The organism is Allostreptomyces psammosilenae (assembly GCF_013407765.1).
GTDB classification, from domain to species: domain Bacteria; phylum Actinomycetota; class Actinomycetes; order Streptomycetales; family Streptomycetaceae; genus Allostreptomyces; species Allostreptomyces psammosilenae.
The window spans coordinates 3762501-3783193 of the sequence record NZ_JACBZD010000001.1 but is presented as its reverse complement, the minus strand read 5'-3'; the positions used below and the strand labels follow the sequence as shown (position 1 = coordinate 3783193).

12 protein-coding genes, 2 rRNA genes and 1 pseudogene (1 of these 15 only partly in view) are annotated in these 20693 nt (G+C 73.4%); 6 read left to right on the top strand and 9 right to left on the bottom strand.

The window, feature by feature from the left end; genetic code table 11:
• Nucleotides 1-7 precede the first annotated feature (7 nt).
• The 7 genes from FHU37_RS15715 to mtrA all read right to left on the bottom strand — a co-directional run bounded on the left by FHU37_RS15715 (nucleotide 8) and on the right by mtrA (nucleotide 11959).
• Complete coding sequence (locus tag FHU37_RS15715) at nucleotides 8-2587, bottom strand: MFS transporter (RefSeq protein WP_179816299.1); 2580 nt, start codon at nucleotides 2585-2587, stop codon at nucleotides 8-10.
• A 1001-nt stretch (nucleotides 2588-3588) separates the two neighbouring features.
• Nucleotides 3589-4317: a response regulator gene (locus FHU37_RS15710; RefSeq protein ID WP_179814801.1), complete on the bottom strand. Its 729-nt coding sequence runs from the start codon at nucleotides 4315-4317 to the stop codon at nucleotides 3589-3591.
• 258 nt (nucleotides 4318-4575) lie between these two features.
• Entirely contained in the window at nucleotides 4576-5256 is a 681-nt protein-coding gene (gene hpf / locus FHU37_RS15705) for a ribosome hibernation-promoting factor, HPF/YfiA family (RefSeq protein ID WP_179814800.1), read from the bottom strand.
• Nucleotides 5257-5728: 472 nt separating this feature from the next.
• Nucleotides 5729-6883 carry a ComF family protein gene (locus FHU37_RS15700; protein ID WP_179814799.1) on the bottom strand — a complete coding sequence of 385 codons (1155 nt, stop codon included), beginning with the start codon at nucleotides 6881-6883 and terminating at the stop codon, nucleotides 5729-5731.
• A gap of 145 nt (nucleotides 6884-7028) precedes the next feature.
• Nucleotides 7029-8948: an LpqB family beta-propeller domain-containing protein gene (locus FHU37_RS29340; RefSeq protein ID WP_179814798.1), complete on the bottom strand. Its 1920-nt coding sequence runs from the start codon at nucleotides 8946-8948 to the stop codon at nucleotides 7029-7031.
• Nucleotides 8938-11265, bottom strand: a complete 2328-nt coding sequence (mtrB, locus tag FHU37_RS15690) for an MtrAB system histidine kinase MtrB (RefSeq protein ID WP_376773949.1) — start codon at nucleotides 11263-11265, stop codon at nucleotides 8938-8940. The genes FHU37_RS29340 and mtrB overlap by 11 nt, the downstream gene beginning before the upstream one ends.
• A 16-nt stretch (nucleotides 11266-11281) precedes the next feature.
• The gene (gene mtrA / locus FHU37_RS15685) at nucleotides 11282-11959 is read right to left on the bottom strand and encodes an MtrAB system response regulator MtrA (RefSeq protein WP_179814797.1); all 678 of its coding nucleotides are present in this window, start codon (nucleotides 11957-11959) and stop codon (nucleotides 11282-11284) included.
• A gap of 281 nt (nucleotides 11960-12240) precedes the next feature.
• Here mtrA and FHU37_RS15680 point away from each other — a divergent pair, with 281 nt between their 5' ends.
• The 6 genes and pseudogenes from FHU37_RS15680 (at nucleotide 12241) to FHU37_RS15655 (ending at nucleotide 18690) form a co-directional block, all read left to right on the top strand.
• On the top strand, nucleotides 12241-12411 hold the full coding sequence (locus FHU37_RS15680) for a hypothetical protein (RefSeq protein ID WP_179814796.1): 171 nt from the start codon (nucleotides 12241-12243) through the stop codon (nucleotides 12409-12411).
• The gene (locus FHU37_RS15675) at nucleotides 12408-13757 is read left to right on the top strand and encodes a DUF7847 domain-containing protein (RefSeq protein WP_179814795.1); all 1350 of its coding nucleotides are present in this window, start codon (nucleotides 12408-12410) and stop codon (nucleotides 13755-13757) included. Before FHU37_RS15680 ends, FHU37_RS15675 begins: the two co-directional genes overlap by 4 nt.
• 5 nt (nucleotides 13758-13762) lie before the next feature.
• On the top strand, nucleotides 13763-14560 hold the full coding sequence (locus FHU37_RS15670; protein ID WP_179814794.1) for a DUF4129 domain-containing protein: 798 nt from the start codon (nucleotides 13763-13765) through the stop codon (nucleotides 14558-14560).
• A complete protein-coding gene (locus tag FHU37_RS15665) occupies nucleotides 14557-15942 on the top strand; it encodes a DUF4350 domain-containing protein (protein ID WP_179814793.1) in 1386 nt (461 codons plus the stop codon). Before FHU37_RS15670 ends, FHU37_RS15665 begins: the two co-directional genes overlap by 4 nt.
• A gap of 413 nt (nucleotides 15943-16355) precedes the next feature.
• A pseudogene (locus FHU37_RS15660) lies at nucleotides 16356-17306 on the top strand (AAA family ATPase); the annotation flags it as partial.
• Between the two features lie 73 nt (nucleotides 17307-17379).
• Entirely contained in the window at nucleotides 17380-18690 is a 1311-nt protein-coding gene (locus tag FHU37_RS15655) for a DUF58 domain-containing protein (RefSeq protein WP_179814792.1), read from the top strand.
• 315 nt (nucleotides 18691-19005) lie between these two features.
• On the opposite strand, the gene rrf is transcribed toward FHU37_RS15655, so the two are convergent.
• Together rrf and FHU37_RS15645 are read right to left on the bottom strand one after the other, a co-directional pair.
• Nucleotides 19006-19122: ribosomal RNA gene (rrf, locus tag FHU37_RS15650) — 5S ribosomal RNA — on the bottom strand.
• A gap of 92 nt (nucleotides 19123-19214) precedes the next feature.
• Nucleotides 19215-20693 (bottom strand): 23S ribosomal RNA (locus tag FHU37_RS15645); it runs 1621 nt beyond the window's last position.

Sequence of the window (20693 nt, the reverse complement as noted above, 5' to 3'; positions counted from 1 at the left end):
GTGCCGGTCAGGCGCCGTCCTCCTCCGGGTGGGCGAGGCGCACGTCGAGCTCGTGCCGCCCGCCCTCGCCGTCCACGGCGAGCTGTGCCGCGGCCGGCGGGTATCCGGTGGCCACCACGGTGTACTGGCCGGGGGCGAGGTCGCTGAAGGCGTAGTCGCCGTCGGGGCCGGTGTTGGTCGCGGCGACGACGTTGCCGGCGCCGTCCAGCAGGGTGACCCGGGCATCCTCCAGCCGGCGGCCGGCGGCACCGCCGAGCACGGTGCCGGAGAGCGTGGCGCCGGGGGCGAGTTCCACGTCGACGCGGGTCCGGCCGACCGGCGCCACCTCGACCAGCAGGGCCGTGGGGCGGTGGACGCCGTCGCTCACGGCCAGGGTGAAGCCGCCGGCGGGGATGCCGCGGAAGGTGAAGGCCCCGTCGGCGTCGGTGGCCTGGGAGCCGAGCACCTCGCCCTGCGGGTCGGTGAGGACGGCCACGGCCCCGGCGATCGGGGTGCCGTCGCCGGCCTGCCGGACCCGGCCGGCCAGCTCCGCGGCGCTGACGAGCCGCACCTGGTGTTCCAGCGGCTGGTCGGCGACCACGATGGTGGTGGCCTGCGGCTGGTGGCCGTCGGCGGCGGTGATCAGGACGTAGCTGCCGGGGGCGGGGGCGGTGATCGAGTAGTCGCCGTTGGCGCCGGAGCTGCCCCGGGCGAGCTGGCGTCCGCCGGCGTCGATCAGGGTGAGGGCGGCACCGGGCACGGGCGTGCCGTCGGTGGTGTGCACGGTGCCGTGGACGCCGCTGCCCGGGAGGCCGTCGCCGCCCCGCGGGCCCGTCGCCATGGCGCTGGCGACCGGGACCGGGACGGTTCCCGTGTCGCCCGAGGTGGCGCCCGCCGCGTCGGAGGCCGCCGGCGCTCCGACGGTGACCAGTCGGGGCTCGGGCGCCTCGTCGTCGGCGCCTTCGCCCGGCTCGGCGGTGAGCGGGCGGAGCGGGAGGCCGGGGCGGTGGGCGCCGTTCACGCCGCCGCCCGCCGGGGTCGGGGCGTCAGCGGCCGCACGGGCGGCGTGCCGTCCGGAGGCCGGGGTGGCGGCCGGGGCGTCGGCGCCGTCCTCCACGCTGCCGCGCAGCACGACCTCCCTGATGAACAGCACGACCAGGAAGGAGAGGAAGGCGGCCGGGGCGGCGAAGAGGAAGATGTCGCCGATGGCGTGCCCGTAGGCGTCCTCGATGACCTGTCGCAGGGGGCCGGGCAGGGCGTCGAGGTCGGGGATCTGGGAGCCGGCTCCCGCGGGGAGCGCGGCGGGGTCGATCCGGGCCTCGACCAGGCCGTCGACGACGTAGTCCTGGACCCGGGTGCCGAGGACCGCGCCGAGGGCGGAGACGCCGATGGCGCCGCCCATGGTGCGGAAGAAGGCCACGACCGAGCTGCCGGCGCCGAGTTCGTGGGCCGGGATGGTGTTCTGCACGGCCAGGACCAGGTTCTGCATGCTCATGCCGATGCCCAGGCCGATCAGCAGCATGAAGAGGGCGAGCTGCCAGTACTCGGTGTCGGCGCGGGCGCCGCCCATCAGCAGCATGCCGGCGGTGAGCAGGGCGCCGCCGAGGATCAGGTAGATCTTCCAGCGGCCGTACCGGGTGATCAGCCGACCGGCGATGGTGGAGGAGAGGAACAGCCCGGCGATCATCGGGATGGTCATCAGCCCGGACTCGGTGGGGCTGTAGCCCTTGGCGAGCTGGAAGTACTGGCTGAGGAAGGTGGTGGCGCCGAACATGGCCATGCCGACCATCAGGCTGGCGACGGTGGCCAGGGTGACGGTGCGGTGCCGGAACAGCGACATCGGGATGATCGGTTCGGGGGCCCGGGTCTCGACCAGGACGGCGAGGAGGGCGAGCACCACGGTGCCGCCGAGCATGGCGGCGGTCTCCCAGCCCCACCAGGGGTACTGGTCGCCGGCGAGGGACACCCAGATCAGCAGCAGGGAGACGGTGGCGACGATCAGCGTGGCGCCGGCGTAGTCGATCGAGACCTTGCGGCGCTCCACCGGGAGCTTGAGCGTCTTCTGCAGCACGACCAGGGCGATCACCGCGAAGGGCACGCCGACGTAGAAGCACCAGCGCCAGCCGAGCCAGGAGGTGTCCACGATGACGCCGCCGATGAGCGGGCCGCCGATGGTGGCGACGGCGAAGACGGCACCGAGGTATCCGCTGTAGCGGCCGCGCTCCCGCGGGGAGATCATCGCGGCCATGATGACCTGGGCCAGCGCGGTGAGACCGCCGACGCCGATGCCCTGGACGACGCGGCAGGCGATGAGCATGCCGGTGCTCTGGGAGAGGCCGGCCAGGGCGGAGCCGACCACGAAGATCACCAGGGCGATCTGCACGAGCAGCTTCTTGCTGGTGAGGTCGGCGAGCTTGCCCCAGATGGGGGTGGTGGCGGTGGTGGCCAGCAGGGTGGCGGTGATCACCCAGGTGTAGGCCGACTGGCCGCCGTGCAGCTCGGCGAGGATCGTCGGCAGGGCGTTCGACACGACGGTGGACGACAGGATCGCGACGAACATGCCGAGCAGCAGGCCGGAGAGCGCCTCCAGGATCTGCCGGTGCGTCATGGCGCCTGCCTGCGGCTGCGGCGTGGCCTCCACCCGGGGATCGGTCACTGCTGCGGGGTTCGACACGGGTCCACTCCTTCGGTCCTCCTTGGGGATCTTTTAGTTGAATGCAGCAACCATAAAGCAACTTGGTTGGTGCATGCAACTTTATAAAGAGCAGGCAAACCCGGCTTTACCTCCGCTCTACCCGCCCCCTCCCCTCCCCCTCCCTCCCTCCCTCGCCCCTAGCCCCTTGCCCCTCCCTCCCTCCCTCGCCCCTAGCCCCTTGCCCCTCTCCGCCCTCCCCGCTCCCGGGCCTCCCACCCACTCCCACCCAACGCCCTATGACCCGGCCCCGCGCCCTACCCCGCGCCCAGCCCTCCGAATCCCCACGCCCGCACGCACATATCCCCAGCCCGGCCCCACGGCCCCCCGGCCCGCACGCATCCCTAGCCCGGCCCCACGGCCCGCACACACGCATCCCCAAACCAGACCCCGCGCTGTACCCCGCGCTCCGGCCCTCACCCACCTGCGGCCCGTCCTCATCCACCCGAGCCCCACCTGGGGCCCGTCCTACCCCGCCCGCACCCCTCCCACGGCCCCTCACCCCACGCGCGGCCCGCCCTCATCCGCCCGGGCCCCGGCCGCCTGGGCCCTTGTCGCACTTCGCCCCCACACCCCCACATGCCCAGGGCCACACCCGGCCCCCATTCAGCCCTCCCCCACACACACTTGGCCCACGCCCACGCCCACGCCCCGCCACCCACCTCGACCACCACGGTGACGCCCCCACCGGGCCTCACTTGCGCAGCCCTCGGCTCTCACCGCTCCGGCCGGCCACACGAACCGGCTCGCGCCCCACCCGCCGGGCGCCCCGAGTTCCCCCCAGCCGGCCCACACCCCACGGTCCTCCGCCCCCAGACCCGTCTCGTCACGGGGCCCGCCTCGGGCACCGCCATACCGACCGACGGGACGGCGCGCACGACACCGCTCGTGACGTGCGACCCAGGGGCGACGGGTGATCAGCCGATCTCCAGGATTTTCTCCCGCATCGCGTACACCACGGCCTCCATCCGGGAGTGCAGCTGCAACTTCTCCAGGATGTTGCGCACGTGGTTCTTCACCGTGTTCTCGCTGATGAACAGCTCCCGGGCGATCTCCCGGTTGTTCATCCCGGTCGCCACCAGCTTCAGGACCTCTATCTCGCGGTCGGTCAGCTTCGGCGCCGGGACCAGGCGACGGTCGTCCGTGCGCTGGATCATCGACTTGAACTCGGTGAGCAGCTTCGACGCCATCGAAGGACTGATCTGCGACTGCCCGTCAGCGACCGCGCGGATCGCGGAGGCGACCTCGTCCGTCGAGATCTCCTTCAGCAGGTAGCCAGTGGCCCCCGCCTTGATGGCCTCGTAGAGATCGGCCTCCTCGTCACTTATGGTCAGCATCACGATCTTCGCGCTGGGGACGACCTCCTTGATGGCCGTGCACGCCTCGATCCCGCTGCGCCGGGGCATCCGGACGTCCATCAGGATGATGTCCGGCAGCAGGTCCGCGGCCTTCTCCACCGCCTCGGCGCCGTCCGCGGCCTCCCCGACGACGGTGATGCCCTCCTCCTGCGCCAGTACGATCTCCAGACCCCGCCGGAACAGAGCGTGATCGTCGACGACCAGCACCCTGATCGGCTCCGCGTTCCCGGCCTCGGAGTGCTCCTCGCTCCCACCGTCCACGGAGGCTGCCGCCCAACCGTCACCCATCCGGTCTCCCCCTCGGGCACCTGTCCGACCGAACGACAGCGCAGGCTGCCGGTCCGGTCATGATCCCATGGCGACACGCCGCGAACGAAGAGCGGTGCCGGGCGTCGCACGGATCGCGCCTGGCCGGGACCGGGTCACACCGGGGTCCCGCGAGCGGCATGCTCGCCCACGAGACCCCGAGCGGCCCTGGACAACGCCGACGCCCGGCCGTGGAGCGACGAGCGCCGATCGACGCCGCGGGCGACGCCGTGCGACCGGCTACTCCTGGTCGCCGTTGCCGATGGCACCGCCGGCGCCCATGGGCTCGCCGTGCGCGCCGCCGTCGGCCTTGAGATGGATGACGCCGTAGTCGTAGCCGTGCCGGCGGTACACGACGCTCGGCAACTGCGTGTCGGCGTCGATGAAGAGGTAGAAGTCGTGCCCCACCAGTTCCATCTCGTACAGGGCCTGGTCGAGGGCCATCGGCGCGGCGGCGTGGGTCTTCTCCCGCACCACCAGGGGACCCTCTCCCTGGATCTCCAGGCGCCCGACCCGGGTGGTCGGGATCTCCTCGGGCTCCTCCGGTGTGCGGGTCAGCTCGGTCGCGAGCGGCGCCGTGGCCTGCGCGACGCTCTGCGGCGATCGGCTGCCACCACGATGGACCTTCTTGCGGTCCGCCACCTTGCGCAGCCGTGCTTCCAGCTTGCCGGTGGCGATGTCGAGTGCCGCGTACGGGTCGGTGGCGGCTGCCTCGGCCCGGATCACCGGGCCACGGGTGCGCAGCGTGATCTCGACCCGGTCGCTGCGCTCGGCCTGGCGTGGGTTGCGTTCCTTGGACACCTCGACGTCCAGGCTGATCACCTTGCCGTCGAGCTTCTGGACCCGTTCGAGCTTCTCCGCCACGTGCTTGCGGAATCGGTCCGGCACGTCGGTCTTACGACCCTTGACGACGATGTCCACGCAGAACTCCGTTCTCTTGCCTGCCGGGGGCCGGTGGCCCCGAACAGTTGCCCGGCCTGCTTGCGGGGAGGAAGCGCCCGTCTGCCGTTTGCTCGCGCCCGGTGGATCCGCAGGACCCTCAGCTGTCGAGCCGGAACGATCGGCGCTCCCTGCCGTTCACCTCCTCATGCCCTCCGAAGAGTTCCAGGAATCGCCTCAAACCTACCCTGAAGTGCGATTCCTCGCTAAGGGGTGGGAAGCGAGCATGTCGGTCTTTTCGGCCATTGACAACCCACCGAAACCGGATCGTTCGCCTCCCGTTCGCCCATCGCTCACCGTTATCGGGTACCTATCCAGCTTCGCGACGCTGAACCGGGTTGACCGGAAACGATCGACCCGACATCACCCGATTGCCACTGCGGACCGTTTCGGTCATGGGCCCTCGGGTGCCCGGCCGCGTTCCATGCCTGTCGGCCCGGTCTGTCGGCCCGGTCTACCGGTCCGGCGAAGCGGCACCGCCGGCGCGGGCCAACCGGCCCGACATCGCGAGCACCGCGCCGGCCACCGGCAGACCGCCCGCGGCCGCCACCGCCCGCGCCGCCTCGATCAGACTCGCGCCGGTCGTCGCCACGTCGTCCACCAGCACGACCGGCGCCCCGGCCAGCCGCCGACGCGCACGCGGCGCCACCGCGAACGCGCCCCGGGCATTGGCCCAGCGCTCCTCGGCGGTCAGCCCGGACTGGTCCGCCATCGGCCGCACCTGCCGCAGCACGGGCGCGACGCGCACCCGGACGCGCGCCGGGCCGTTCACCGCGCCCGGTGAAGCCGGTGGACCGCAGTCACGCCGGAACCGGGCGGCGACGGCGGCCGCCCGCGCGGTCATCCTGCGCACCGGATCGTGGCCGCGGGCGCGCACGGCGGCTCGGGCGGAGGGAACCGGCACCAGCAGCAGCGTGTCCGCTTCGGTGTGCGGCCCGGCGCGGCCGGAAGACACCCCCGGTCCACGTGAAGCCGGCGCGCCCCGCGAACCCGGCAGGCCCGGCGAGGTGCCGCCCTCGGCCGCCGCGACCACGCAGCCGGCCACGGCCTCGCCCAGCACCGCGCACAGCCCCAGCGCGCCCCGCTCCTTGTGGGCGAGCAGCATCTGGCGCAGCGGGCCGGTGTACTCGCCCGCGCCGTACACCGGGAGCCACCGGGGCCCGGCCGGGTGCGGTGCCGGAGCGGCGTGGGCGGGCTCCGGCGAGTCGTGTCCCCCGGCACCGGCGGTCTCCAGGACGACGCGGAGGGGCGGCCGGCACAGCAGGCCCTGGCACTCCACGCAGACCGGGCCGTCCCGCCCGCCGCACCCGTGACAGGAGGCGGGGAGCCAGAGGCCGGCGAGGCAGCCCCCCACCCGCCGGGTTCGGCGCTCGATCCACTCGCGCACGCCGGTCACCGCCCGGAGGGAGTGGTCGCCCGCCGCCTCCCGGATGCTCGACCAACCGCCGGACGGGCGGCCGGACGCACCCCCGAGCGGCGCCGGCGGGCCGAGGGCCACACCGGGCGGGCCTGCGTCGGCCGCGCCCGCGCGCCACGCGGTCACCGCCGACGGGGACACGGGCGCGAGCGCCAGACCACGAAGCTGTTCCACCACCGCGTACAAGGACATCTCCTGCCTCCTTCACTCACCGAGCGTCACCCGGTGAGTTCAGGATGGCGGGGCGGACCAGTCGCGCGACAGCCCCTTTCGCAGCCTGTGGATAACTCCGTCCATGTTCATGCCAGCCACCGTCGGGGGGGCGGGACCGGGCGGTTCAGCCCGGATAGACCGGCGACGAGCCGGGCGGGTTCACCTGCCGCCACGCCCCCTCGTTCAGCCGGTACACCCGGCTGGGTTCCTCGGCCGTCGCCACCGAGTAGGCGAGCAGCGGCAGGTTCTCGTTCTGCGAGGCGGCGGCCCCGGCCAGGCCGTCGAAGGTGGGCAGCTGCACCGCGAAGTCCCATGAGCCGTCGGTGTCGACGTAGCTCAGCTGGGTGACTCCGCCCTCCTCCTTGCCCATCACCAGCAGCCGGCTCTCCCCCGCCCAGGAGACCGACGACGTCACGGTCAGGTGCGGCGCCACCGGCCGCAGCCGCGCCACCCGCACCACCGTCTCCTCGGTGGTCATCGAACGTTCCACCCGCCCCAGCTCCACGCTGGTCCGGTCGCCGCGCTGCACCAGCAGCGCCAGCCGCACGCCGTCCGCGGCGACCCGCGCGTCCAGCACCCGTGCGTCGCCCTCCGGTCCCTGCGCCACCACCCCGGCCACGTCGACCCGCACCGGGACGCGCCCGTCCAGCAGCACCATCACCCGCGGATCGGCCGGGTCCCGGTCGACGACCCACAGGTTGCCGTCGGCGTCCCAGCTCGGCGTCGCGAACCCCTGGTCGGCGGCGGGGGCGGAGGAACGCAGCGCCGGTTCCTTGGGCAGCACCACGCCGTCGGTGTCCACCACCCACAGTTCCCGGCCGTCCTGGCTGACCACGGCGGTGCGCCGGGTGTCCCGGCTGACCGCGACGGTCCCGACCGACAGCACCCCGTCGCCGAGCACCCCGTCCAGCGGGCCGGCGGTGCGCTGGTTGCCGCCGAGGCGCTGCACCAGGCCCTCGTCGTCCACGTAGTAGGCGTCCTCGCCGGTGCCCGCGGCCCGTGCCGGGTCGTACTCGGCGGCGTCGCCGGTGTCCAGCCGGCACAGCGGCCGGGTCTCCCCCTGGTCGCCGTCGGGCGTCTGCAGGCGCACCTCCTCGATGCGGTGTCCCGCCGCCTGCTTGCTCAGGGTGAACAGGATCTGGGCGGCCATCCGGGTGCACGCCCCCGCGTCGGCGTCGGCCGCGCCGCCGCCGACCACCACGGTGACCGCGCCGGGTTCGTCGTCGGGCATCGCGACGTCGCCGACGACGGTGCTGCCCTCCGGGAACGCGCTCTCCGCGACCGGGGCCAGCCAGTCCGTGGGCCCCGACTCGACCAGCGCCTTCACCATGCTGCTCTCCGGCTCGATCCGGCGCCGCAGGAAGACCGGGTCCGGCACCAGGAGGTGCTGGTCGCCGCTGACCCGCTCCGCGCCCACGTCCGGCTCGGCGAAGAAGTACAGGTTGACCGACCGGTAGATGCGCGCGAAGTCCGTCTGGTTCAGCACCAGGGCGTCCGGCAGTTCGTCGATCCGCCATTCCCCGTCCTGCTGCGGGTCCTTGACGAACACCAACCGTGACTCCCAGTTGGTGCCCTCCGGCTCGGTGGAGGGCGTGTAGGCGTGCTTGCGGTCGAGGGTCGCCACCCGGGTGCCGGTCAGCGTCACCTCGTAGCGGTCCTCGGACGGCTCCGTGGTGGCCACCTTGGGGCTCTCCGAGAGCACCACCACGGACGCCTCGGGATCCCAGTTGTCCCGGGCCTGGGCGCTCAGGTAGAGCCGGGCGGTCTCGTACTCGACCTCGTCGGCGGTGATGGCCTCCAGGAAGCCGACGGTGAGCTGCCGGGGGCTCTCGCCCTCCTCCGGCGGCACCCCGAAGACCCGCACCTGGGCCTCCTGGTCGGTGCTGTCCCCGTCGTCGACCGTGGAGACGCCGCCCTGTTCGGGCATCATGGCGCAGCCGCTCAGCAGCAGGACCAGGCCGAGCAGGGCCGCGAGCGTCCGGTGCCGTGCCGGGCGGGCGGCACTCCGGCGCCGTCGCGGCGCGCCCGCGCGCTCACCGGGCACTGTGGTCTCCTCCGTCCGTTCCGCCCAGCCACGTCCGACCGGTCTCGTCGATGTCCGCCCGGGTGGGCGTCGGGCCGTCCGGCCGGGTGTCCGCGGTGGCGGTTCCGACGGACGGCACGTGGACCCGGATGGCTCCGGGGGCGCCCTGGCCCATGCCGGTGGTGACCAGGCCGGTGGGGGAGGTCGCGCGCACGGAGCGGGCCACCGTGCCGCCGCCGTCCCCGGCCGCGCCCGGGTCGTCCCCGGTCGGCCCGGACGCCGGGAAGTCCCCGGGGCAACCGGCGCCGGTGGAGCCCGCGGTGGGTCCGGAGCCGGTGTCCGGGCCGTCGGTGTTCTCCTCCTGGTCCGGCGTGGCCGCGGGGCCGCCGGAGGATCCCGGTCGGGTCACGGCCGACGCTCCGGAAGCCCCCGGCGGTCCCCAGGATCCCGGGGAACCCGCAGAGCCCGAAGCCGCCGGGCCACCCGAGCCGGGGGACGGGGAGCCCCCGCCCGTCCCGGAAGCCCCACCGTTCCCGGAAGTGCCACCGTTCCCGGAGATACCGGTGGCCCCGGAGGCCCCGGTGGCCCCGGAGGCCACCCCGGTCCACCGGTACGGCGTGCCGGGCGCCCGCATCCCGCGGTTGCCCAGCGAGTCCTCCGGCTCCAGCGGAACCGGCGACACCTCGATCTCCTGCCCCTGCGTCCTCGGCAGCGTCAGCCGGAACTGCGAACCGCCGCCCGGCTCCCCCCACGCCTGCAGCCAGCCGCCGTGCAGGTGCGCGTCCTCCAGCGAGATCGACAGGCCCAGCCCGGTGCCGCCGGTCGTCCGCGCCCGCGCCGGATCGGCCCGCCAGAACCGGTTGAACACCCGGGACGCCTCACCCGGCTTGAGCCCGACGCCGTAGTCCCGCACCGCCACGGCCACCGCCTCCCGCGAGGCGGCCAGCCGCACCACCACGTCCCGGCCCTCGCCGTGCTCGACGGCGTTGACCACCAGGTTGCGCAGGATGCGCTCGATCCGCCGCGGGTCGGCCTCGGCCATCACCGGGCGCTCCGCGCCCCGCACCACCAGCGCGCTGCCCTTGCGCAGCGCCAGCGGCTCGGCAGACTCCACCACCCGCTTGACCACGTCGCGCAGGTCGACGGGCTCCGCGTCCAGCACGGCGGCCCCCGCGTCGAACCGGCTGATCTCCAGCAGGTCCGACAGCAGCGACTCGAAGCGCTCCAACTGCTCCTGCAGCAGCTCCGCCGACCGCGACGTCGCCGGGTCGAACTCGTCGCGGTTCTCGTAGAGCAGGTCGGCGGCCATCCGCACCGTGGTGAGCGGGGTGCGCAGCTCGTGCGAGACGTCGGAGACGAACCGGCGCTGCAGCCGGGACAGCTCCTCCAGCCGCCGGATGTGCTGCTGCAGGTTGCCCGCCATCTCGTTGAACGACGAGCCGAGCCGGGCGAAGTCGTCCTCGCCGGAGACCCGCATGCGCTCATCGAGCTTGCCGTCGGCGAGACGCTCGGCGACCCGCGCGGCCAGCCGCACCGGGGTGACGACCTGCCGCACCACCACCCAGGCGATCGCGCCCAGGAACACCACGATGAACACGCCGGCCGTCATCACGGTGGTGCGCACCAGCGACAGCGTGTTCTCCTCCGCGGCGAACCCGAAGAGGAAGTACAGCTGGTACTCGTCGCCGTTGGGGTCGACCATGCGCTTGCCGACGACCAGCCCCGGCTCCTCCAGCCGCTCCGCCCCCTGGTCGCGGTGGATGGTCGTGTACTGCTGGTGGATGTCGCCGTCGCTGTCGAGCGCCTCCCGGATGTCGACCGGGATGCTCTCCTGCGGCAGCACCTGCCCGGAGGCGCGCGGCCCGCGCGTGCCGGCGTCCTCCGGCTGCGGCAGTTCCTCGTGCTGCGGCGGGCTCATCGTGACCACCGCGTACAGGCCCTGCCCGCCGCTGGCGAGCTGGTCCACCAGCTGGGTCAGCCAGGTGCCGGTGTCCTGCGCCGGGGCCGCGCCGACCTCCTGCTGCGGGCCCAGCGCCGCGTCGGCCTGGTCCTTGGCGGCCTGGAAGCCGCCCTCGGCCTGGATCCGCGCGGACTTCTCCTTGGCGTCGAGCAGGCCGTTGCGCACCTGCCCGATGACCACCACGCCCAGCACCAGGACCACGCCCACCGACAGCAGCATCGTGGTGGCGACCACCCGCAGCTGGATGGAACGCCGCCACATCGCCGCCAGGAAGCGGAACGGGCGCCGGGCACGACGCACCAGCCCGGCCAGGCCCCCGGCCCGCACCGGCCGGCCGGCCGTCCGCACCGGACGCCCCGCCCCCGACCGCCCGATCACACCGTGCGACACCTGATCAGCTGGCCCCGGCCTTGTAACCGACTCCACGGACGGTCACCACGATCTCCGGGTGCTCCGGGTCGCGTTCGATCTTCGACCGCAGCCGCTGCACGTGCACGTTCACCAGACGGGTGTCCGCCGCGTGCCGGTACCCCCACACCTGCTCCAGCAGCACCTCGCGGGTGAACACCTGCCACGGCTTGCGGGCCAGCGCCACCAGCAGGTCGAACTCCAGCGGGGTCAGCGGGATCTGCCGGCCGTCGCGCTTGACCGCGTGCCCGGCGACGTCGATCACCAGGTCCCCGATGGTGAGCTGCTCCGGCGTCGGCTCCTCGGCCCGCCGCAGCCGCGCCCGCACCCGGGCCACCAGCTCCTTCGGCTTGAACGGCTTGACCACGTAGTCGTCCGCGCCGGACTCCAGTCCGACCACCACGTCGACCGTGTCGCTCTTCGCGGTGAGCATGACGATCGGCACGCCGGACTCCGCCCGGATCTGCCGGCACACATCGATGCCGTCCCGTCCGGGCAGCATCAGGTCGAGCAGCACCAGATCCGGCTTGCTCTCCCGGAAGGCGGCCAGAGCCTTGTCACCGTCCGCGACGAACGACGGCTCGAACCCCTCCCCGCGCAGCACGATGCCCAGCATCTCCGCCAGCGCTGTGTCGTCATCGACGATAAGGACGCGTCCCTTCATAGCTTCATCGTCTCATTAGGCGCCGCCATCCCGGGAGCCGCCTCGCGGACTCTCCCCTCCTATCGTTATCCACACGCGAGATCGGGGCATGGCACGATGGGCCCGCAGGACGTACCACGCACGACGACACCGGTGACGGCGCAACCGCCACGGGGCCTGACGCCCACGGGCCCCCGCCGCTCCCCGGCCGCCCGCACCGCCGCCGACCGTGCCCGGTCCGGCTCCCGCCCCGCGGGGCGAGGACGGCGGCGCGACGGGGAGGATGGGCAGGGGAGAGGGAGTTGGGGGTCGCGGAGATCGAGCGGTTCGCGGAGCGGACGGGCGGGACGCGCGACGGCCGGGCGGCCCGGCGCAGCCGCCGGGGCCGCCCCGACACCTCCGGCGGCGGGGCGCGACAATGGGGGGACGGAACGCCGTGCCAGCAGGCCGTCCCCGGCAAGGAGCAGCGATGACCGACACCCCGGGCTGGGCCTCACCAGGCGGCGGCCCCGGCGAGCGGCCGCCGACGAACCCCGGCGCGCCCGGCGCCGGCCCGCCCGCCGACCGCGCACCATCCGAGGGACCCGGTCACGCGCCCGGCACCCCCCCGGGCGGCCCCGGTGCCGCCACCAGCGGACAGTGGTCCGGCCAGCAGCCCCCGCCGAGCGGCTGGGGCCCGGCACCGGGAGACCCCGCGCCGGGAGGCCCCGCCGCGGGCCCGGGCGGCTGGAACACCACGGGCTGGAACCCGGCCGCGTGGCAGCAGGGCGGCGCGCCCGGCGGCGGTTGGGGGGCGGCCCCCACCCCGCCCAGCCCCAAGCCGGGCATCATCCCGCTGCGCCCGCTCGGCGTCGGCGAGATCCTCGACGGCACCATCACCGCGATGCGCCGGCACTGGCGCACCGTCCTCGGCATCTCCTTCGTGGTCTCGGTGCTCTCCGCCGGCCTGCAGTTGGCAGTCATGTGGTTCGGCCTGCGCGACTTCCTGGCGCTGAGCACGCAGGACCCCACGCAGACGGAGGACCTCGACGAGGTCATGGGCATGCTGGGCGGTGCCACCGCCGGCGCGCTGGTGGCCGTGGCGGTCTCGCTGATCGCCACCGCGATCGCCAGCGGCCTGCTCACCGTGGTGATCAGCCGGGCGGTGCTCGGCCGCGACACCACCATCGGCGAGGCCTGGCGCGACGCCGCCCCGCAGGTGTTCCGGCTGCTCGGCCTCACCCTGCTGACCTCACTGATCACCTACGGCGCGTTCCTGGTCGGCATGCTGCCCACCATCGGCATCCCGGTGGCGCTGGCCGCCGCCGACGCCCCGGTGGCCCTCACGGTGATCACCGCCCTGGTGTTCGGCCTCGGTACCGTCGCCGTCAGCGTCTGGCTGTACGTCAAACTGCTGCTGGCGGTCCCCGCGCTGATGCTGGAGAAGCAGGGCGTGGGCCGGGCGCTGTCCCGCAGCTGGCGGCTGACCCGCCGCTCCTGGTGGCGGCTGTTCGGCATCTTCCTGCTCAGCTACGTGCTGGCCGGGATCGTCGCCGAGCTCATCGCCGTGATACCCAGCCTGGTGGGGACGATCATGCTGGATCCGGCGTCCTTCGCCTTCATGGCCCTGCAGCAGGCGGCGACCGCACTGGCCACCGCCATCACCATGCCGATCATCGCCGGCGTCACCGTGCTGCTCTACGTCGACCAGCGCATCCGGCGCGAGGCGCTCGACCTGGAGCTGGCCCGCACCGCCGGCGTGCCGCTGCACGAGGGCCCGCAGCCGCCGGCCGGCCCCGGCACGCCCGGCCCCGGACACGGCCCCACCTGGGCAGGCTGACGCCGGTGCTGGTATCGACGGCCCCGCTCGCGCCTCCGGCCACGTGGACCTCACTCGTCACGCTGGCACCGGGCGCGGCATCGCCCGGCCCCAGCGCCCCCCCGCTGGACATCGACGGGGAGACCGCCCGCGAGGCCGCCCGGGACGAGCTGTCCCGGGCCGTCTACCAGGACGCCCGCCCCGGCCCGATCGAGCAGGCCTGGGAGTGGTTCTGGGAGCGGGTCGCCGAACTGCTCGACGCCACCGCCTCCGCCGCCCCCGGCGGCTGGGTCGGCGTCGTCACCCTCCTGGTGATCGCCCTGCTCGCCATCGTCGCGCTGCGCCTGCGCCTGGGCCGGATGCGCGCCCAGCCGCGCAGCGCCCAGCCGCTGCTCGGCGGGGTGGCCCGCAGCGCGGCCGAGCACCGCGCCGCCGCCGAGCGCCACGCGGCCGCCGGCGCCTGGCCGGAGGCCGTCGGCGAACGCATGCGGGCCATCGCCCGCGCCCTGCACGAACGGGCGCTGCTGGACGACCGCCCCGGCCGCACCGCCACCGAGATCGCCCGGGACGCCGCCGCCCAGCTCCCGCAGGCCGCCGACGCGCTCGCCGAGGCCGCCCGGATCTTCGACGGCGTGCGCTACGGCGGCCGCACCGCCACCGCGGAGAACTACGCCACCATGCGCGCCCTCGACGACCAGATCGCCGCCGCCCGGCCGATGGCCGCCGCGGCCGGCACCGCCCCGGCCGGCTGGGCCGTCCCTTCCGCCGCAGTGCCCGCAGCGCCCGGCGGCGCCGGCACACTCACCACCCGGGGGCCCCAGTGACCACACCCGCCCCCACCGTCACCGGCGCGACCGGGCCCACCGCCCCCGCGCCGACGCCCTCCACCACGGCGCCCTCCGGCAACGGCGACGGCCGCCGCGCCCGCACCTCCACCGACCCCTCCGGCACCGACCTGTGGCGGCGCTTCCGGGTGCCGCTGCTGCTGGTCGCCGGCATCGTGCTGGTCGCGGTCGGCGGCGCCCTGCTCCAGGACAGCGACCGCGCCCCCCTGGACCCCCGCTCCCCCGCGCCCGAGGGCACCATGGCCCTGGCCGAACTGCTGCGCGACCGCGGAGTCACCGTCGAGGTGGCCGAGTCGGCCATCGACGCCGCCGACGCGCTGCGGCCCGGCAGCACGCTCGTCGTCGCCGACCCCTTCCTGGTCTTCCCCGAGCAGGCCGAGCTGCTGCGCCAGGCCGGCGCCGGCACCACCGGGCGGCTGGTGCTGCTGGAGCCGGACGACTACTCGCTGCCCGTCTTCACCGACGAGATCAGCGCGGGCTTCGACTACCACGACACCCAGGACCTCCAGCCGGAGTGCGAGCTGACCGCGGCGCGCTCCGCCGGCGCGCTCTCCGCCGGCGGCTACGGCTACACGACCACCGCCGACGGCGCCGATGCCTGCTACCCGCTGGGCGGGGCGGACGCCTCCTGGCTGCTGCGCGTGCCCACCGACGCCGACAGCGCACCGGGCCTGCCCCAGGCCAGCGCCGAGACGGCCGGCGACGGCACCGTGCTCGCCGCCGCCCCCACCCCGCCGCGCGCCCCCGGCGACGCCCCGGAGGGCGACCTCGTCGTCCTCGGCAGCTCCGCCCCGCTCACCAACGACGCCCTCGACGAAGCCGGCAACGCGGCCCTCGCCCTCAACGTGCTCGGCGGCGGCGACCGGGTCGTCTGGTACATGCCGCAGCTCAGCGAACTGACCGAGTACACCGGCGGCCAGGGCCAGGAGGGCTTCTTCTCCCTGCTGCCGGCCGGCTGGCGCTGGGGCCTGGTCCAGCTCGGCGTGGCCGTGCTACTGCTCGCCCTGTGGCGGGCCCGCCGCCTCGGTCCCGTCGTCACCGAACAACTCCCGGCGGTGGTCCGCGCCGCCGAGGCCACCGAGGGCCGCGCCCGCCTCTACGAACGGGCCCACGCCGGCGACCGCGCCGCCGACGCGCTGCGGCGCTCGGCCCGGCACCGGCTCGCCCCGATGCTGCGCATCGGCGGCACACAGGCGGACGACCCCACCGTCGTCGTCCCCGCGGTCAGCGGACGCACCACCGGGCGCCACCCCGGGCAGGTGCACGACCTGCTCTTCGGGCCCCCGCCCACCGATCCCAAGGCGCTGGTCCGCCTGGCAGATGAACTCGACGCACTCGTGAGAGAGGTACGCAGCTCGTGACCGACCCGAACGGCACCGGCTCCGCCCAGCACGGCCACCCCGGCCACAACGGCGATCCCGGCCACGGCAGCGCGCCCAGCCCACAGGACGCCCGGCCGGTGCCGGCCATGCCCGCGGCACCCCCCGCACCGCCGGAGCACGGCACGATGCAGCTGCGCGCCGCCCACCCCGAAGGCCCCGCGCCGACCGGCGGCCAGCCCTCCGGCCACTCCGGCCACTCGGGCCACTGGCCCGGCGGCCAGAACGCCCCCGGCCAGAACCCCGCCGGCCAGCAGCCGCCCCGGCCGACCGAGCAGCCCACCACCGACTTCTCCGCCGCGCCCTCCCCCGCCGCCGGCACGGCCGGCACGGGACCGGCCGGACCGGCCGGCGTCGAACTCGGCAAGCGCGACGCGGACGAGCAGGCCGAGGCCGCCGAGCGGGCCCGCCAGGCGCTCGGCGCGGTCCGCGCCGAGGTGGCCAAGGCCGTCGTCGGCCAGGACCCCGCCGTCACCGGACTCGTCGTCGCGCTGCTCTGCCGCGGCCACGTCCTGCTGGAGGGCGTGCCCGGCGTCGCCAAGACACTGCTGGTGCGCTCCCTCGCCGCCGCCCTGAGCATCGACAGTAAGCGCATCCAGTTCACCCCCGACCTCATGCCCGGCGACGTCACCGGCTCCCTGGTCTACGACGCCCGCTCCTCGGAGTTCTCCTACCAGGAGGGCCCCGTCTTCACGAACCTGCTGCTCGCCGACGAGATCAACCGCACGCCGCCGAAGACCCAGGCCTCACTGCTGGAGGCCATGGAGGAGCGCCAGGTCTCGGTGAACGGCGTCGCCCGCCCGCTGCCGGACCCGTTCATCGTCGCCGCCACCCAGAACCCGGTGGAGTTCGAGGGCACCTACCCGCTGCCCGAGGCCCAGCTCGACCGCTTCCTGCTCAAGCTGATCCTGCCGCTGCCCTCCCGCGACGACGAGGTGAACGTGCTGCACCGGCACGCCACCGGCTTCGACCCGCGCAACCTCGCCGCGGCCGGCGTCACCGCCGTCGCCGGCCCCGCGGACATCGCCGCCGCACGCCGCGCCGTCGAACGCGTGCAGGTCGCCCCCGCGGTGCTCGCCTACATCGTCGACCTGTGCCGGGCCACCCGGAACTCGCCGGCCGTCGCCCTCGGCGTCTCGCCGCGCGGCGCCACCGCGCTTCTCGCCACCTCCCGCGCCTGGGCCTGGCTCACCGGCCGGGACTACGTCACCCCCGACGACGTCAAGGCGCTGGCCATGTCGACGCTGCGGCACCGCATCCAGCTGCGCCCCGAGGCGGAGATGGAGGGCGCGACCGGCGACGCCGTCATCGAGCACGTGCTCGCCCAGGTCCCCGCGCCGATCTGACCGACCGCGCCGGCCGGCGCTCCCCACGTTCCCCCTCATCTCCTGCCCGCCCCACCGTCGACGGGATCGCACCATGGCCCTGACCGGACGTACCGTCCTCCTCGCGCTGCTCGGCAGCCTGGTCGTGGGCCTGCTGCTGCCCAGCCTGACCGGGGTGCTGGTGATGGCCGGGGTCGTGGTGCTGGGCGTGCTGGTCGACCTGCTGCTCGCCGCGCCGGTACGCGGGCTGCGCCTGCAGCGCGCGGGCGCCACCCAGGTGCGGCTCGGCGAGACGGCCGACGTCTCGCTGCTCATCTCCAACCCCTCGGGTCGTACCCTCCGCGGCGAGCTGCGCGACGCCTGGCCGCCCAGCTCGTGGCCGGAGGGCACCCCGCCCAGCGTCTCCCGGCACACCATCGAGGTGCCCGGGCAGGAGCGACGCCGCGTCACCACCCGCCTCCAGCCCATCCGGCGGGGCGACCGGCGCGCCCACCGGGTCACCGTCCGGTCCGTCGGCCCGCTGGGCCTCGCGGCGCGTCAGGGCTCCCACGTGGTGCCGTGGAGCGTGCGGGTCACCCCGCCCTTCACCAGCCGCAAGCACCTGCCGTCCCGGCTGGCCCGGCTGCGCGACCTGGACGGGCGGGCGTCCGTCATGCTGCGCGGGCAGGGCACCGAGTTCGACTCGCTGCGCGAGTACGTCCCCGGCGACGACGTGCGATCCATCGACTGGCGGGCCACGGCCCGCGGCCGCACGGTCGCGGTGCGGACCTGGCGGCCGGAGCGGGACCGGCACGTGCTGATAGTCCTCGACACCGGACGCGTCAGCGCCGGCCGGGTGGGCGACGCTCCCCGGCTCGACGCCGCCATGGACGCCGCCCTGCTGCTCGCCGCGCTCGCCACCAGGGCCGGGGACCGGGTGGACCTGCTCGCGCACGACCGGCGCACCCGCGCCTCCGTGCAGAGCGGCAACGCCGCCACCGCGCTCCCCGCCATGGTGGAGGCGCTCGCCGGCCTGGAGCCGGAGCTCGTCGAGTCCGACCCGCGGTCCATGGTCGCCGCCATCCGCCGCAGGGCCCGCCGCCGTTCCCTCGTCGTCCTCCTCACGGGGCTGGAGACGGCGCCGGTGGAGGAGGGCCTCCTTCCGGTCCTGCCCGCCCTCACCTCGCGGCACGAGGTCGTCGTGGCCGCCGTCAGCGACCCCAGGGTGGACGAGATGGCCGCGGCCCGCGGCACCCTGCACGACATCTACGAGGCGGCGGCTGCCGAACGCACCCGCGCCGAGCGCCGCCGCGTGGAGGCGATGCTGGGCCGCTGCGGAGTCACCGTGGTCGACCGCTCTCCCGAGGAACTGCCGCCCGCCCTGGCCGACACCTACCTCGCCCTGAAGGCTGCTGGCCGCCTCTGAACGGCTTCCCCCCCCGCCCCCCGCCTTTCGAGAGGGCTGCTTGAGGGGCGCCCGCGGCCTACGAGAGGAACGCTTTGCCTGGCCGCCCAGGAACGCCGGGCCGCCCTCCTCACTGGCCGCCCGCGCGGCTGCCTGGTCGACCGCTCCAAGGGGCCTCGCTCCCCCAGCCCGCCCCCGGCGCACCCACCCCGTGGGGTAGCAGGAGATCCCACGGTGGACCCGCCGGCGCCCCATAGCAGTCAACACGGGAACGCGAAAAAGGGGTGTGGCCCCGACCGAATTGAACTCGGCCGGGGCCACACCCCTTCACAAATATTCCGGCGGCGTCCTACTCTCCCACACACTCCCGCATGCAGTACCATCGGCGCTGTAAGGCTTAGCTTCCGGGTTCGGAATGTAACCGGGCGTTTCCCTCACGCTATGACCACCGGAAACCTTGGGAACACAAGGCAACCAGCAACAATCTTCAATTAACACTGGTCCTGGTCATTGTTCCAGAACCACACAGTGGACGCGTAGCACCTATGGACAAGCCCTCGGCCTATTAGTACCGGTCAGCTCCACACCTCACAGTGCTTCCACACCCGGCCTATCAACCCGGTCGTCTACCGGGAGCCTTAACCCATCACGTGGGTGGGAGTCCTCATCTCGAAGCAAGCTTCCCGCTTAGATGCTTTCAGCGGTTATCCCTCCCGAACGTAGCCAACCAGCCATGCCCTTGGCAGAACAACTGGCACACCAGAGGTTCGTCCGTCCCGGTCCTCTCGTACTAGGGACAGCCCTTCTCAAGACTCCTACGCGCACAGCGGATAGGGACCGAACTGTCTCACGACGTTCTAAACCCAGCTCGCGTACCGCTTTAATGGGCGAACAGCCCAACCCTTGGGACCAACTCCAGCCCCAGGATGCGACGAGCCGACATCGAGGTGCCAAACCATCCCGTCGATATGGACTCTTGGGGAAGATCAGCCTGTTATCCCCGGGGTACCTTTTATCCGTTGAGCGACGGCGCTTCCACAAGCCACCGCCGGATCACTAGTCCCTGCTTTCGCACCTGCTCGACCCGTCAGTCTCACAGTCAAGCTCCCTTGTGCACTTACACTCAACACCTGATTGCCAACCAGGCTGAGGGAACCTTTGGGCGCCTCCGTTACCCTTTAGGAGGCAACCGCCCCAGTTAAACTACCCACCAGACACTGTCCCTGATCCGGATCACGGACCCAGGTTAGACATCCAGCACGACCAGAGTGGTATTTCAACAACGCCTCCACCACGCCTAGCGACGCGACTTCACCGGCTCCCACCTATCCTACACAAGCCGAACCGAACACCAATATCAAGCTATAGTAAAGGTCCCGGGGTCTTTCCGTCCTGCTGCGCGAAACGAGCATCTTTACTCGTAATGCAATTTCACCGGGCCCATGGTTGAGACAGTCGAGAAGTCGTTACGCCATTCGTGCAGGTCGGAACTTACCCGACAAGGAATTTCGCTACCTTAGGATGGTTATAGTTACCACCGCCGTTTACTGGCGCTTAAGTTCTCAGCTTCGCCAACCCGAAGGCCGACTAACCGGTCCCCTTAACGTTCCAGCACCGGGCAGGCGTCAGTCCGTATACATCGCCTTACGGCTTCGCACGGACCTGTGTTTTTAGTAAACAGTCGCTTCTCGCTGGTCTCTGCGGCCACCACCAGCTCCAGGAGCAAGTCCCTTCACCAGCAGCGGCCCCCCTTCTCCCGAAGTTACGGGGGCATTTTGCCGAGTTCCTTAACCATGGTTCACCCGAACGCCTCGGTATTCTCTACCTGACCACCTGAGTCGGTTTAGGGTACGGGCCGCTCCAACACTCGCTAGAGGCTTTTCTCGACAGCATAGGATCATCCACTTCGCCACAAAGGCTCGGCATCAGGTCTCAAGCACATGCCAGGCGGATTTGCCTACCTGGCGCCCTACACCCTTACCCCGGGACAACCACCGCCCGGGCTGGACTACCTTCCTGCGTCA